The following is a 14,122-nucleotide window of genomic DNA, read 5'->3' on the forward strand; positions in this document are numbered from 1 at the left end:
CGCGCTGTCCGCCGGCTGGGAACCGGCGTCGCGGCGGCGGTCGACGCCGCTCAGGCGCGCGCGATGCGCGCGTCGGCGGCCCGACGCGCGACGCGCTCGGCCTCCGCGAGCGACTCGACCGTGAGCGCGCCCGACGGCGCCTCGTGCGCGTCCACGACGGCCCGCACCGTGTCGACGATGTCGGTGAAGGCGATCCGGCCGTCGTGGAACGCGGTGACGGCCTGCTCGTTCGCGGCGTTGTAGACCGCGGGGTACTCGCCGCCGGCCCGGCCCACCTGCTTGGCGAGCCGCACGGCCGGGAACGCCTCGTCGTCGAGCGGTTCGAACGTCCACCGCTGCGCGGTCGTCCAGTCGAGCGGCCGGCCGGCCGCGCTCACGCGGTTCGGCCAGTCGAGCCCGAGCGAGATCGGCAGCCGCATGTCGGGCGGAGAGGCCTGCGCGATGGTCGACCCGTCGATGAACTCGACCATGGAGTGCACGATCGACTGCGGATGCACGACCACGTCGATCCGGTCGTAGTCGACCTCGAAGAGCAGGTGCGCCTCGATGACCTCCAGACCCTTGTTGACGAGCGTCGCGGAGTTGGTGGTGACGACCACGCCCATGTCCCAGGTCGGGTGGGCGAGCGCCTCGGCAGGGGTGACGTCGACGAGCTCCTCGCGACGGCGCCCGCGGAACGGGCCCCCCGAGGCGGTCAGCACGAGCCGGCGCACCTCGTCGTGGGTGCCGGACCGCAGCGCCTGCGCGATCGCGGAGTGCTCCGAGTCGACCGGCACGATCTGGCCCGGTGCTGCGAGACGGGTGACGAGGTCGCCGCCGACGATGAGCGACTCCTTGTTCGCCAGCGCGAGGGTCGTGCCGCGCTCGAGGGTCGCGAGCGTCGGCCCGAGGCCGACCGAGCCCGTGATGCCGTTCAGCACGACGTCGGCATCGACGTCCCGCACGAGCTGCACGGCCTCGTCGATGCCGACGGCCGTGTGCTCGACCCCGAACTCGTCGGCCTGCCGTTCCAGCTCGGCGCGGTTCGAGCCGACCGCGAGGCCGACGACGTCGAAGCGGCGCGGGTTCGCGCGGATGACGTCGAGCGCCTGCGTGCCGATGGAACCCGTGGACCCGAGGATGATGACGCTGCGCACCCGACCACTCTATGGGGGCGGGCGTCAGCGGCGCGGGAGGACCGCGACGGATGCCGCGACGCGGCCGGGCACCGCGACGTCGAGGATCCGCAGGTCCTCCCAGCCGGGGCCGAGCTCGGGGACGCTGCGCACGACGCGCCCGTCGCCGCCGTCGTCGCCGGGGGCCGTGAGCGCGATCCGCGCGGGCTCGAGCACCTCGACGTGCCCGACCGCGCGCAGCAGCGCGGCCTTGCGCGCCCAGAGCTGCGCGCGCGCCATCGACCGGGCGGAGGGGTCGAGGACCGCGAGCCGTTCGCGCTCCTCGGGGTGCAGCGCCGCGGCGTCGAGCGCCGCAGCGGGTTCGGGCGCGGCCGCCTCGACGCCGACGCCGACCGGATGCCGGGTGCCGACCGCGGCGACCACGACTCCGCCTCCCGTGGCCGCGTCGGCGAACCAGGCGCCGCCGGACGGGGTCGTCGGGTAGCGCACGACCGGGCTGCCGTGCCGGACGCCGCAGACGGGACAGGCGTCGTCGAGCTCGACGTCGTCGGACGGCACGCCGGCCGACGCGGCGAGGTGGGCGCGCAGCACGGACTCGACGCTCGCGGCCCGCCGGCCGCCCGTGACGACGACCACGCGGACCCCGGTGCCGTCGAGCTCGACGACGTCGTCCGCTGCGGTGTCCATCCGCCCATGATGGCGCACTCGGAGAGCCGACTCCGCTCCGTCTCCATATTCCGGGCCGCGCATACTGCCTGACGTACCGTCGAGGCGTGAGTGAGATCGAGGCCGACGCCGTCCCCGCACCGCCGTCCCGGCCCGGCCCGCTCTACGGGCTCGTCCGAGGGGTCCTGCGCCCGCTGGTGCGCATGGTCTACCGTCCGACCATCACCGGCACCGAGCACGTACCGCGCACCGGCCCCGTGATCCTCGCCTCGAACCACCTGTCGTTCGTCGACAGCATCGTGATCCCGCTCGCCGCGCCGCGCCCGGTGCAGTTCCTCGCGAAGTCGCACTACTTCACCGGCACGGGCCTCACGGGCTGGATCTCGCGCACGTTCTTCACCGCGATCGGGGCGGTGAGCGTCGAGCGGGGCGCCGGCGCCCAGGCGCAGGCCGCGCTCGACCAGGGCCGACGCATCCTCGACGCGGGCAGCGCCTTCGCCCTCTACCCCGAGGGCACGCGGTCGCTCGACGGACGGCTGTACCGGGGTCGCACGGGGATCGCCTGGCTCGCCCTCACGACCGGCGCGGTCGTGGTGCCCGTCGGGCTCGTCGGCACGCAGGAGATCCAGCCGGTCGGCTCGTCGATGCCGCGCGTGCGCCCCGTCACCGTGCGGTTCGGCGAACCGCTCGACCTCTCGCACCATGGCGCTGCGTCGTCCGGCCGCGCGCGTCGTGCCGCCACCGACGAGATCATGGCCGCCATCCACGCCCTGACCGGGCAGGAACTCGCCGACGCCTACAACGAGGCGCCGCCGCAGGGCACCCTCGCCCGGATCGCCGACCGCGTCGCCCCGCGCGAGCGCGTCTGAGCGTCGCGGCGGTGCGCCGCACCGGTGGACATTCCCAGCGTCGGTCGGGCGCGCCCGGGTAGGGTCGGCCCGATGAGGACGGCGGCGCGGACGTGGATCGCGGTGCTCGCGACATCCGCGGCACTCGTGCTGTCGGCCTGCGCGCCGCCGCCCGGGATCGAGCGCGACCTCACCTCGGACGAGCGCCGCGTGCCGTCCTCCGACCAGTTCGACCCCGGCTTCATCGTGAGCGACGACGCCTTCTACGACTCGGCCGCCATGACGACCCCGGAGATCCAGGACTTCATCGCCGGGCGCGACTGCCGGCCGGCCGACGACGTGCCGTGCCTCGCCGACTACGTGGAGGACGTGCCGGCGGTGGCCGCGGCCGGCCCACGCCACTGCACGCGGGTGCCGGCGGGCGACGCCGTCCCGGCGAGCCGGATCATCGCCGAGGTGGCGACCGCCTGCGGCGTGAGCCCGCGCACACTGCTCGTGCTGCTGCAGAAGGAGCAGTCGCTGCTCACCCACCCGAGCGCCTACGGGTACGAGCGCGCCACGGGGTACGGCTGCCCCGACACCGCCGACTGCGATCGCAAGTACTTCGGGTTCTTCAACCAGGTGTACAACGCGGCCTGGCAGTTCCGGCAGTACACGGTCCAGCCAGAGCGCGAGTTCGCGGTGGGCCGCGTCCAGGTGGGGTACCACCCCGACGCGTCGTGCGGTGCCACCGTGGTGCGGATCCGCAACCAGGCGACGGCCAACCTGTACAACTACACGCCCTACCAGCCCAACGACGCGGTGCTGAGCGACCCGTCCGCGGGCGACGACTGCTCGACGTACGGCAACCTCAACTTCTGGCGGATCTGGAACCGGTGGTTCGGCGACCCGCACGAGGAGCGCCTGCCGGCGTACTTCCCCGCGTGCTCGCGGCTCGTCGGCGGCTACCCCTGCCCCGCACCGGCGCCGCCCGGGTCGGCGCTGGCGCCGACGCCGACGCTGCCCTGACCGCCCCGCCGGTCACTCGGCGCGGGCCAGCGTCGTCGGCTCGTGCCGGACGGCGAAGTTGACGGATGCCGCGATGAAGCACTTCTCGGACGCCTCGTGGTGCAGCGACTCGGCGAGCTCGACCATGGACGCGTCCGCGACGGTCACGCGAGGGCGCAGGACCGCCTCGACGAGCCGCCCGCCGCCCCGGCCGTCCTCGCGCATGAGCGCGGTCGCGGCATCCTCGTACCCGACCACGACGACGCCGTGGTTCACCGCGACGTGCAGGTACGACAGCATGTGGCACTGGCCCAGCGCGGCCAGCACGAGCTCCTCCGGGTTCCAGCGATCGCGATCGCCGTGGAACGCGCGGTCGCTCGACCCGGCGATCGGGTGGAGCTTGCCGGCCGCGCGCACCGCATGCTGCCGCCCGTACGAGCGGTACGACGCCGTGCCCTCGCCGCGGTCGCCCTCCCATTCCAGCTCGATCGCGTAGTGGTGCTCGCCGAGCATCGCCGCCCCTTCCCTCGGACGGTGCGGCGGAGTCCGCACCGCCGTCGATTCTGCACCACTCCCCCGACGTCCCCGCGTGCTCCGGAGATAGGCTGGGCTGATCATGACTGACACCCAGCTCCCCGTCGAGTCCCTGCCGTCCGAGTCGGCCGCGTCGGCCCCCGTGCCGCAGCAGCGACGGGTCGTGACCGCCATCCCCGGCCCCCGTTCGCAGGAGCTGCAGGCCCGCCGCGCCGCCGTCGTGTCGGCGGGCGTGTCGAGCGCCCTGCCGGTCTACATCGAGCGTGCGCACGGCGCGATCCTCGAGGACGTCGACGGCAACCGATTCCTCGACTTCGGCGCCGGCATCGGCGTCACGACCGCCGGGCACACGCCGACCCGCGTCGTCGAAGCGGCGACGGCCCAGGCCCGGGACGTGCTGCACACGCTGTTCACCATCACGCCGTACGAGGAGTACGTGCGCGTCGCCGAGCTGCTCGCCCGCCACACGCCCGGCGACTTCGCGAAGAAGACCGTGCTCGTCAACTCCGGTGCCGAGGCCGTCGAGAACGGCGTCAAGATCGCCCGCAAGCACACCGGGCGCCGCGCCGTGGCGGTGCTCGACCACGCCTACCACGGCCGCACGAACCTCACGATGGCCATGAACTACAAGGCGATGCCGTACGCGACCGGGTTCGGTCCGCTCGCCGGGGACGTCTACCACGCACCGAGCTCGTACCCGTACCGCGACGGCCTGACCGGCCCGGAGGCCGCGGCGCGCACCATCGGATACCTCGAGAAGGTCGTCGGCGCGAGCGACCTCGCGTGCCTGGTCGTCGAGCCCATCCAGGGCGAGGGCGGCTTCATGGTGCCCGCCGACGGCTACCTCCCGGCGCTGCAGGAGTGGTGCACCGCGAACGGCGTCGTGATGATCGCCGACGAGATCCAGTCCGGCATGGCACGGACCGGCCGCCTCTACGCATCGGAGCACTTCGGCTGGGTCCCCGACCTCGTCCTCACGGCCAAGGGCGTCGCCGCAGGCTTCCCGCTCGCGGCCGTCACGGGTCGCGCCGAGATCATGGACGCGTCCCAGCCGGGCGGGCTCGGCGGCACGTTCGGCGGCAACCCGGTCGCCTGCGCGGCCGCGATCGCCGTGTTCGAGACCATCGACGAGGAGGACCTCCTCGGCGAGGGCCGCCGGATCGAGGCGACGCTCACCGCAGGCCTCGAGCGACTGCGCGCGAAGTACGACATCATCGGCGACATCCGCGGACGCGGCGCGATGATCGCGATCGAGCTCGTGCAGCCGGGCACCGCCGAGACCACGAAGGCGCCGAACGCCGAGGCGGTCGGGCGGCTCGTCGCGGCCGCGGCGCAGCAGGGCGTGCTGTTCCTCAGCGCGGGCACCTGGGGCAACGTGCTGCGGTTCCTGCCGAGCCTCCGCATGACCGACGAGCTCATCGAGGACGCGCTCGGCGTGCTCGACGACGCGTTCGCGACGCTCGGCTGACGCGTGGGCGAGACCTTCACCGCCGCCTCCGCCGCCCAGCTCGCCGTCGTCGAGCGGGGCGGGTTCGTGGAGTCCCGCCACGTCGGCTCGGCCGTCGTGCTCGACCCCGACGGCGAGGTCGTCCGCGAACTGGGCGACGTCGTCACCCCGGTGCTGCCCCGGTCCAGCATGAAGCCGTTCCAGGCGCTCGCCGTCATGACCTCGGGCGTGACGCTGCGGGGCGAGGACGCGGCGATCGCGACCGCGAGCCACAGCGGCACCCCGCACCATGTCTCGCTCGTGCGCGGGCTGCTCGCCCGCGCGGGACTGTCGGCGTCGGCCCTGCACTGCCCGGCCGAGTTCCCGACCGATCGCGCCTCGCGCGACGAGCTGGTCCGCACCGGCCGGCGTGCCGAGCCGGTCACGATGAACTGCTCGGGCAAGCACGCCGCGATGCTGCTCGCCTGCCACGCGAACGCGTGGTCCCTCGACGACTACCTCGACCCCGAGCACCCGCTGCAGAAGCGGATCCTCGACGTGCTCGAGCGGCTGACCGGCGAGCGGCCGGCCGCGAGCGTCATCGACGGGTGCGGCGCGCCCGTGCACGCGGTCGGGCTCACGGCGCTCGCGCGCGGCATCCAGAAGATCACGACCTCGTCGTCGTCCTCGCCGTTCGCGCTCTTCCGCGAGTCGGCCGCACTCACCGAGGGCGTGCGCGCGAACGGCTGGGCGATCGCCGGCGCCGGGCGCCCCGACTCGGTGCTCATCGACCGGCTCGGCGTCTTCTCCAAGTTCGGCGCCGAGGGCGTCCAGGTGATGACCGCGCCCGACGGGACCACCGTGGCGCTGAAGATGCTCGACGGCTCGCCGCGCGCCTCCGCGATCGTCGCGGCGCGGCTGCTCGTCGCCGAGGGCGCCCTCGCGGCCGCCGACGTCGACGCGGCCGAGCCCGAGCTCGGCCTCGACGTGCTGGGCGGCGGCCGGGTGGTGGGTCGCATCCGCTCGACGGTCTAGTCCGACGTCGGCCGCAGTCCCGCGGCGCCGGGCACGGGGCATCCGTCCCAGGACCGACGGAGGCCGCGACCCGATCGGGTCGCGGCCTCCGCTCGTGTGCGCGGGCGGCGTCAGCCGGTCTGCGCGGCGAGCCGCTTGGCGCGCGCCGCGCGGGAGACCTGGGCGCCGACCACGATGACGAGCGCCACGATGAACACCGCCGAAGCGATCACGTTCGCCTCGGCCGGGATGCCGCGGGCCGCGGAGATGTAGATGTACTTCGGGAACGTCGTCACCGAACCGGAGTTGAAGTTCGTGATGATGAAGTCGTCGAAGCTCAGCGCGAACGACAGCAGGGCCGCCGCCATGATGCCCGGCGTCAGCAGCGGGAACGTGATCCGCCAGAAGACCTCGCGCGGCGACCCGTACAGGTCGCGGCCGGCCTCCTCGAGCGCCGGATCGAGGCTCGCCACGCGGGCCTTCACCGTCACCACGACGAAGCTGATGCAGAACATCGTGTGCGCCAGGATGATCGTCGTCATGTCCTTCGGCACGCCCACGGCGAGGAACTGCGCGGCGAGGCCGGCACCGAGAACGACCTCGGGCGTGGCCATCGGCAGGAACAGCAGCAGGCTGATCGACGAGCGCGCCCGGAAGCGGTACCGCACGAGCGCGATCGCGATCATGGTGCCGAGCGTGGTCGCGACGACCGTCGAGACCACGCCGATCAGGATGCTGTTGCCGAACGCCTCGCAGACCGCGCCGCCCTCGACGTTGCAGACGTTCAGCCACTTGTCGAAGGTGAACCCGCGCCAGGCGATGTTCGACTTCAGCGAGTCGTTGAACGAGAACACGAACGTGTACGCGATCGGGATCAGCAGGAAGACGAACGCGATGACCACGTACGCCGGGAGGAGCCAGTCGCCGAGGCCGAGCCGGCGCCGGCGGGGCGCCTGGGGCGGTCGGCGGGTCTCGCTCTCCTCGCTCTCGGTCAGGCCGCCGAGGACGGCCGCCGCTTGGACTTCGCCGCTCACAGCAGGTCCTCCGTTCCCGAACGCTTGACGTAGACGCCGACGAGGATGAGGATCGCCGCCATCAGGATGATCGAGAGCGCCGCGGCCGCCGGGTAGTTCAGCAGCACGAGGAAGTTCGCCTCGATCACGTTGCCCATCATCTGCGTGTCCGGACCTCCGAGGAAGTCGCGGCTCGCGTTGACGTAGTCGCCGGCCGCCGGGATGAAGGTGAGCAGCGTGCCCGCGACGATGCCCGGCATCGACAGCGGGATCGTGACCTTCCGGAAGACGGTGAACGCGTTCGCGTACAGGTCGCTGCCGGCCTCGAGGTAGCGCGTGTCGAGCCGCTCGAGCGTGGTGTACAGCGGCAGCGTCATGAACGGGATGAAGTTGTACGTCAGGCCGAAGACCACGGCGAACGGCGTCCCGGCGAAGTACGCGTCCGGGCCGAGCAGGCCGATGGCCTTGAGCGAGGTGATGATGAGCGACTCGTCCGACAGGATCTGCTTCCACGCGAGGGTCCGCAGGAGGAAGCTGATGAAGAACGGGGCGATCACGAGCACGAGCATCAGGCTCTGCAGGAGCGGCCATCGACGCGCCTTGACGCCGATGAAGTACGCGATCGGGTAGCTGAACAGGAGCGCGAACACGGTCGCGAGGAGGGCGTACCCGAACGAGCGCAGGATGTGCGGCCAGTAGTCCTGGATGACCGTGACGTAGTTCTGCCAGTTGAACGCGTAGTCGTACACGCCGATGTCGCCGAACTCGCTCGGCGCCTGCAGCGAGGTGAGGATGAGCGAGAACAGCGGCGTCAGGAAGAACAGGACCAGGTAGAGGATGCCCGGCAGCAGGAGGAAGAGCGCGATCGGGCTCTTCCGCCTCGTGACCTGTGGCTGCACCTCCGCCGTCGAGAAAGCTGCGAAGGCCATGGCTCAGTTGCCCTCGAGCTCCGTGATGAGCGCCTCGCGGCGCTGCACGGCGATGGACCGGGTGTCGTCGTCGGCCGGGAACCGGGACGACTCGTCGGGCTCGTCGGACAGGCCGAAGCCGTGCTCGACGTCCCAGCTGAGCCAGACCTCGCTCCCCTCGTGCGCGACCGGTCCGAAGGTCATGTTCTGCGCGAACACCGAGACCGTGCCGACGCCCGGGACCGCCACCGCGTATTCCGTGCTCACGCCGGCGAACGAGACGTCGATGACGTGTCCGGGACCGAGGATGTTGCGGTCTGCCGTCTCGTCGGGCTGCTCGGTGTGCAGTGTCACCTTCTCGGGACGGACGCCGACCGTGACGAGCCCCTGGTGGCGCTGCGAGCGTGCGGTGGGCACGGTGATGCGGTGCCCGCCGGCGTCCACCGAGATCGCCGTGTCGGTCGTGCCGACGACGTCGCCCGTGAAGAGGTTCGACTTGCCGAGGAAGTTCGCCACGAACGTCGTGCGCGGCAGCTCGTAGAGTTCCTCCGGCGCGCCCATCTGCTCGATCGCGCCCTTGTTCATCACGGCGACCGTGTCGGCCATGGTCATGGCCTCCTCCTGGTCGTGCGTGACGTGGAGGAAGGTCAGGCCGACCTCCTCCTGGATCGTCTTGAGCTCCAGCTGCATCTGGCGCCGGAGCTTCAGGTCGAGCGCGCCGAGCGGCTCGTCGAGCAGCAGCAGCGCCGGCCGGTTGACGATCGCGCGGGCGAGCGCGACGCGCTGCTGCTGGCCGCCGGAGAGCTGGGCCGGGCGGCGCTGCGCGAGGTGGTCGAGCTCGACGAGCTTCAGGGCCTCGTGCGCCTTCGACTGAGCGTCGCCGATGCGCCGGCGCTTCAGGCCGAACTCGACGTTCTCGATGATCGACATGTGCGGGAACAGGGCGTAGCTCTGGAAGACGGTGTTCACCGGACGCTGGTGAGCCCGGGTGTCCGTGACGTCCTTCCCGCCGATCAGGATGCGACCCGCCGTCGGCTCCTCGAGGCCGGCGACCAATCGGAGCGTCGTCGTCTTGCCGCAGCCCGAGGGTCCGAGGAGGGCGAAGAACGATCCCGCCGGGATCGTCAGGTCGAGTTCCTCGATCGCGGTGAACCCCGGGAAGCGCTTCTGGATGCCGACGAGCTCGAGGTCGGCACCGCTCTCGGCGAATTCTCGGATCGACATCACGAACCCAGGAGGATCTGCTGGAACTGCGTCTGGTACTTCTGCTCCTCGGCGCCGGAGAGCGCGCGGAAGATGAACGCGTTCGAGAGCGTCTCCTCGTTCGGGAAGATGAGCTGGTTCTCGGCGAGCTCGGGGTCGATGGCGACGGCGGCCTCCTGGGCGCCGACGACCGGGGTGATGTAGTTCACCCACGCCGCGACCTCGGCAGCGACCTCCGGCTCGTAGTAGTAGTTGATGAGCGTCTCGGCGTTCGTCTTGCGCGGGGAGCCGATCGGGATGAGGAAGTTGTCGTTCCACAGCGTTCCACCCGCGCTGGGGATGGCGAACTGCCACTTGTCGCCGGCCTCGGCGTTGAGCACCGTGATGTCGCCCGACCAGCAGATCGCGGCGAGCGTGTCCTCGCTCTTCAGGTCTTCGAGGTACGAGTTGCCCTTGATGTTGCGGATCTGGCCGTTGGCGACCTGCTCGTCGAGGACCTCGATCGCGGCGTCGAACTCCGCGTCGCCCCAGTCGGGGCTCGAGATGTCCACGCCGTTCTGGAGCATGATGAGCCCCATCGTGTCGCGCATCTCGGACAGCACGCCGACGCGGCCCTTGAGTTCGGAGTTCCAGAGGTCCTGGACCGTCTCGAGCCCGCCGGGGACCTTCTCGGTGTTCCAGCAGATGCCCGCGAACCCGCCCTGCCAGGGGAGGGAGTACTTGCGCCCCTCGTCGAAGCTCGGGTTCGCCAGCGCCGGCGCGAGGTTCGCGATGTTCGGGATGTTGCCGTGGTCGAGCTCCTGGGTGTAGCCCAGGCGGATCCAACGCGACACCATCCAGTCGGTGAGGCACACCGTGTCGGCGCCGATGTCCTGGCCGAGCGCGAGCTGGTCCTTGACCTTGCCGTAGTAGGTGTTGTTGTCGTCGACGGCCACCTCGTAGTTGACCGAGATGCCGGTCTGCTCCTCGAAGGCGACCAGGGTGGGGTAGTTGCCGTCGTCATCCTCGTCGATGTACGCGGCCCAGTTGGCCCAGTTGAGGGTCTTGTCGGTGTCGGACGTGTCCGCCGCCGCGGTCGGCTTGGCTTGGCCGCCGCCGGTCGAGCAGGCGGCGAGGGCGAGCGCGGACGCGCCGGCACCGGCGCCCGCGAGCAGGCCGCGGCGCGTCACCTGCGCCTGGCGGGCCTGCGCGACGAGGGCGCGGACGATGGGGTCCTGGGGAAGGGGACGGCTGCTCACGAGGTCTCCAATCGACATGCATGCGCGTGCAGGGGTGCGAAGATACTGACACACTGCGTGGCTGAAATCAGCACTTGATGACCGAATCGTTAGGTTCCGAGACCTTCGCGCACGGAATCAGTGCCGTTTCGGGCGGTGGACGCTCGGAATCCGTCGTCAGTCTGTCGGCCAACCGAGCCGTTCGACCGTGCCGGCCGGAGTGAGGCGCCAGCACTGGTCCCGCTCCGGGTCCAGCAGCGGCGGGAGTGCGGGATCGCGCACCAGCGCGCGGTACTCCGCGGCGCCGCCGTGCACGACGAGATCGGCCCGGGTCCGCGCCGCCGCGGCGAGCGACCAGTTCGCCGCCCAGGTGTCGGGATCGCCCACGACGACGGCCGCTCCCCCGGCGGGTACCGGGCCGAGGACGGCGGCGGCGCGCGCCGCCGCTGCCGCGCCGTCGGCGAGGCCGATGACCTCGACCCACGGGGCGATCCGCGCGATCAGGCCGGCGTCGACCCGCGCCCGCGACGTCGACACCGCGACCACGCCGGTGGCGGGGAACGCGATCGTCGGCGTCGGCGCTCGTCCCGCCGCCGTGGCGCACGCCGCGCCCGCGGCGCCCGCCCCCGCGTGGACGAACTGGGCACGGAGCCCCCGCCACTGCCCGGACCCGGGCGGGGCGGCGTCCCGGTGCAGCGCGCCGTCGCCGCCCGCGTGCACGAGCTCGGCACGGGAGGGATGCCGCAGCAGCACGTGCGTCGTGAACGCGTCGCGCAGTCCTGGCGCGAGCGCCGTCGCCCGTCCGGCCGACGCCGCGAACGCCGGACCTCCTCGCCGGCCCCGGCGGGCGAGCCGCTGGAGCGCCTCGACCGCCGCCAGTCGGTACTCGTCCGGCCATGCGTCGTAGCGCGTGTCGACATCGTCCACGACCACGAGGCGGACCGCGGCCGTGTCGGAGGCCGGCCCGGCGCCGGCGCCGCCGAGGTCGATGAGGTCGTCCCACTCGCGGCTGCGCGGGCCGCCCAGCCGGAGGACGGCGCCCGCCCCGTGACGGGACCCGACCTGCTGTGCCAGCGCGTCGAGCAGGGTGCTCCGCCCGGAGCCCGGCATCCCGAGCACCAGCACCGGGCCGTCGGCCCCCGGTCGCCACACGGCGAGCGAACGGCGCTGCTCGGCCGGATCGTCCGCGACGCCGAGGACGAGGCCGCCCGCCACGGGCGGATCGTCGGTCGGGTGGCCGCCCGCGATACCGCGATGCGCCCGCCCGCCCGGCGCGGCGAGGAGCGCGGCATCGACGTCGTCGACGGCGATGCGGGCCGGCAGGCGATCGAGCCACGGCCGCCGCGGCGGCCGTGCATCCCCGTGGCGCGCCGCGACGGCGGCGATCGCATCGGCGTCGGCGAGCGCCGCCTGCACCTCGACGGGCCGCCCGTCGCCGCGATCGACGATCGCTCGCCCCGGACGGGACGGGTCGAGCGACGCGGCCGCGTCGACGCCGACCACCGCGACGCTGTCGGCGCGCTCGAGCACGCGCAACGAGATGCGGATGCCGCAGTTGGCGCTCACCTGCTCGCGCACCACGCCGTTCGGCCGCTGCGCCGCGAGCACCAGGTGCACTCCGAGCGACCGCCCGCGCGCGGCGAGGTCGGCGACGACGGCACCGAGCTCCGGAAAGCGCTCGATCATCGCCTGGAACTCGTCGATGACGACGACGAGCCTCGGGAGGAGCACTCCGTCGGGGAGGTCGGCGATGGCCCGCGCCCCGGCCGCCGCGAGCACGCGCTCCCGATGGCGGAGCTCGGCCCTGAGGCTCGTCACGGCACGGCTCGCGTCGTCCGCGTCGAGGTCGGTCACGGTGCCGGTCACGTGGACGAGCCCCGCGACGGGCTCGAACGCCGCGCCGCCCTTGAAGTCGACGAGCAGGAACGCGACGCGCTCCGGCGGGTGGCCGGCGGCCATGGCCGCGATCCAGGAGACGAGGAACTCGCTCTTGCCGCTGCCGGAGGTCCCCGCGACGATCGCGTGCGGGCCGTCGACGAGGTCGACCCGCACCGGCCCGTCGCCGACGCCGATGGTCGCCGCGAGGCTCGATCGCCCCGGGACGGCGGCCGTCGGCTCGAGGAGGTCCGCCAGGCGGACGGCGTCCGGGACGGCGCGCGACGCCGCGGCCAGTCCCGAGCGCCGTGCGATGGCGGCGAGGCGCCCTGCGAACGCCTCGGCCTCCGCCTGCGACAGCAGCTCGGGTTCGATCGGGACGACGTCGCCGCCCTCGACGACGAGTCGCGCACCGACCGCCGTCGTCGCCTCGATCGCGGTCCGGACGCCGGGCGGCAGCTCGCCGACGTGGGCCGCGATCGCGAGGAGGACCTCCGACGGCGAGCCGCCGGGCCCGAGCTCGGCGGACTCGCCCATCGCCGGGTCGCCCGGCTCCACGATCCGGATCACGACGACGCCCGCACCGCTCGCGCGATGGGGCAGCGCACCGGTCCACGCCCAGTGACCGCCGTGGCCGACGATGGATGCCACGGCGGGATGGACCGCCTCGGCGAGCTGCAGGACGACCGCCCGGGCGGCCGCCCGCGCGAGCGCCGGCGGCCCGACGAAGCCCAGCCCGTGCGCCAGGCCCACCCGGACGGGTGCCGCATCGAGCCGACCGGCCTCGACCACGAGCGCCGCCAGCTCGTCGTCGTCACCGGCCGATCCCTCGAGCACCACCCGGCTCGGGACGGCGCCCGAGCCGACGACCACCTCGGCGGGCGGGCGGGCGCGCCAGGCCGGGGCCCCGATCCCGGGCAGGGCCCGCGCCGTCGGCGCCGCCCGCCACGCCGCCGCACGTTCGCCCTCGTGCCGTCGCGCGAGCTCCGCGCGGAGGTGTTCGAGCGCCAGCGCGCGCTCGCGCGCCCGGACCCGACGTTCGCGCCGCGCCGTCCGACGTCCGTCCAGCATCGCGGCCACGGCGACGAGCGGCCCGAGCGCCGCGAACAGCAGTGCGAGCGCCGACCCCGTGATCGCCCAGATCGCGACGGCACCGGCGACCGGCGCCGCGGAGGCGATCCACGGGAACCCGGCGCGCGCCGGCTCCGGCCGGGCCGGCGGCAGCCGCAGCGGTGGCGCGGTCGCGCCCGGTACCGCGGTCCCCGTCATGCCGCCAGCGCACCACGTCGACGCCGGCGGACATCGGCCGCGCCGCG

General features: G+C 73.1%; 12 protein-coding genes. 4 read left to right on the forward strand and 8 right to left on the reverse strand.

Translation table 11 applies throughout. The features are described from left to right. Positions 1 to 50: 50 nt before the first annotated feature. Together dxr and ABD230_RS13370 are read right to left on the reverse strand one after the other, a co-directional pair. Positions 51 to 1,136 (reverse strand): 1-deoxy-D-xylulose-5-phosphate reductoisomerase, encoded by a 1,086-nt coding sequence (gene dxr / locus ABD230_RS13365; protein WP_344375018.1) that lies wholly within the window; start codon positions 1,134 to 1,136, stop codon positions 51 to 53. A 24-nt stretch (positions 1,137 to 1,160) separates the two neighbouring features. After that, on the reverse strand, positions 1,161 to 1,802 hold the full coding sequence (locus tag ABD230_RS13370) for a hypothetical protein (protein WP_344375021.1): 642 nt from the start codon (positions 1,800 to 1,802) through the stop codon (positions 1,161 to 1,163). An 86-nt stretch (positions 1,803 to 1,888) separates the two neighbouring features. Between ABD230_RS13370 and ABD230_RS13375 the strand changes: the two genes are divergently transcribed. Then, the gene (locus tag ABD230_RS13375; RefSeq protein WP_425546236.1) at positions 1,889 to 2,650 is read left to right on the forward strand and encodes a lysophospholipid acyltransferase family protein; all 762 of its coding nucleotides are present in this window, start codon (positions 1,889 to 1,891) and stop codon (positions 2,648 to 2,650) included. Positions 2,651 to 2,722: 72 nt separating this feature from the next. Beyond that, a complete protein-coding gene (locus ABD230_RS13380) occupies positions 2,723 to 3,637 on the forward strand; it encodes a hypothetical protein (RefSeq protein WP_344375024.1) in 915 nt (304 codons plus the stop codon). A gap of 12 nt (positions 3,638 to 3,649) precedes the next feature. Here ABD230_RS13380 and ABD230_RS13385 read toward each other — a convergent pair whose 3' ends face one another. Then, entirely contained in the window at positions 3,650 to 4,129 is a 480-nt protein-coding gene (locus ABD230_RS13385; RefSeq protein WP_344375027.1) for an OsmC family protein, read from the reverse strand. 103 nt (positions 4,130 to 4,232) lie between these two features. On the opposite strand from ABD230_RS13385, the gene gabT reads away from it, so the two are divergent. Continuing rightward, positions 4,233 to 5,618, forward strand: a complete 1,386-nt coding sequence (gene gabT, locus ABD230_RS13390) for a 4-aminobutyrate--2-oxoglutarate transaminase (protein WP_344375030.1) — start codon at positions 4,233 to 4,235, stop codon at positions 5,616 to 5,618. A gap of 3 nt (positions 5,619 to 5,621) precedes the next feature. Continuing rightward, on the forward strand, positions 5,622 to 6,611 hold the full coding sequence (locus ABD230_RS13395; protein ID WP_344375033.1) for an asparaginase: 990 nt from the start codon (positions 5,622 to 5,624) through the stop codon (positions 6,609 to 6,611). A 110-nt stretch (positions 6,612 to 6,721) separates the two neighbouring features. On the opposite strand, the gene ABD230_RS13400 is transcribed toward ABD230_RS13395, so the two are convergent. From ABD230_RS13400 to ABD230_RS13420, 5 genes are all read right to left on the reverse strand, one after another. Next, positions 6,722 to 7,492 carry an ABC transporter permease gene (locus ABD230_RS13400; RefSeq protein ID WP_425546239.1) on the reverse strand — a complete coding sequence of 257 codons (771 nt, stop codon included), beginning with the start codon at positions 7,490 to 7,492 and terminating at the stop codon, positions 6,722 to 6,724. Positions 7,493 to 7,620: 128 nt separating this feature from the next. After that, positions 7,621 to 8,532 (reverse strand): ABC transporter permease, encoded by a 912-nt coding sequence (locus tag ABD230_RS13405; protein ID WP_344375037.1) that lies wholly within the window; start codon positions 8,530 to 8,532, stop codon positions 7,621 to 7,623. Between the two features lie 3 nt (positions 8,533 to 8,535). Beyond that, positions 8,536 to 9,735, reverse strand: coding sequence for an ABC transporter ATP-binding protein (locus ABD230_RS13410; RefSeq protein ID WP_344375041.1), 1,200 nt, complete (start codon positions 9,733 to 9,735; stop codon positions 8,536 to 8,538). Then, positions 9,735 to 10,952, reverse strand: a complete 1,218-nt coding sequence (locus tag ABD230_RS13415; protein WP_344375044.1) for an ABC transporter substrate-binding protein — start codon at positions 10,950 to 10,952, stop codon at positions 9,735 to 9,737. Before ABD230_RS13415 ends, ABD230_RS13410 begins: the two co-directional genes overlap by 1 nt. A 156-nt stretch (positions 10,953 to 11,108) precedes the next feature. Continuing rightward, a complete protein-coding gene (locus ABD230_RS13420; RefSeq protein WP_344375048.1) occupies positions 11,109 to 14,075 on the reverse strand; it encodes an FtsK/SpoIIIE domain-containing protein in 2,967 nt (988 codons plus the stop codon). Between the last annotated feature and the right edge of the window lie 47 nt (positions 14,076 to 14,122).

It is taken from the genome of Agromyces tropicus (assembly GCF_039531345.1).
Taxonomy (GTDB): Bacteria; Actinomycetota; Actinomycetes; order Actinomycetales; family Microbacteriaceae; genus Agromyces; species Agromyces tropicus.

What these genes read in the sequence shown, in the direction of transcription:
- ABD230_RS13370 (WP_344375021.1), bottom strand. Translation starts at nt 1,802, where the DNA reads ATGGACACCGCAGCGGACGACGTCGTCGAGCTCGACGGCACCGGGGTC.
- ABD230_RS13380 (WP_344375024.1), top strand. Translation starts at nt 2,723, where the DNA reads ATGAGGACGGCGGCGCGGACGTGGATCGCGGTGCTCGCGACATCCGCG.
- ABD230_RS13385 (WP_344375027.1), bottom strand. Translation starts at nt 4,129, where the DNA reads ATGCTCGGCGAGCACCACTACGCGATCGAGCTGGAATGGGAGGGCGAC.
- gabT (WP_344375030.1), top strand. Translation starts at nt 4,233, where the DNA reads ATGACTGACACCCAGCTCCCCGTCGAGTCCCTGCCGTCCGAGTCGGCC.
- ABD230_RS13405 (WP_344375037.1), bottom strand. Translation starts at nt 8,532, where the DNA reads ATGGCCTTCGCAGCTTTCTCGACGGCGGAGGTGCAGCCACAGGTCACG.
- ABD230_RS13410 (WP_344375041.1), bottom strand. Translation starts at nt 9,735, where the DNA reads ATGTCGATCCGAGAATTCGCCGAGAGCGGTGCCGACCTCGAGCTCGTC.
- ABD230_RS13420 (WP_344375048.1), bottom strand. Translation starts at nt 14,075, where the DNA reads ATGACGGGGACCGCGGTACCGGGCGCGACCGCGCCACCGCTGCGGCTG.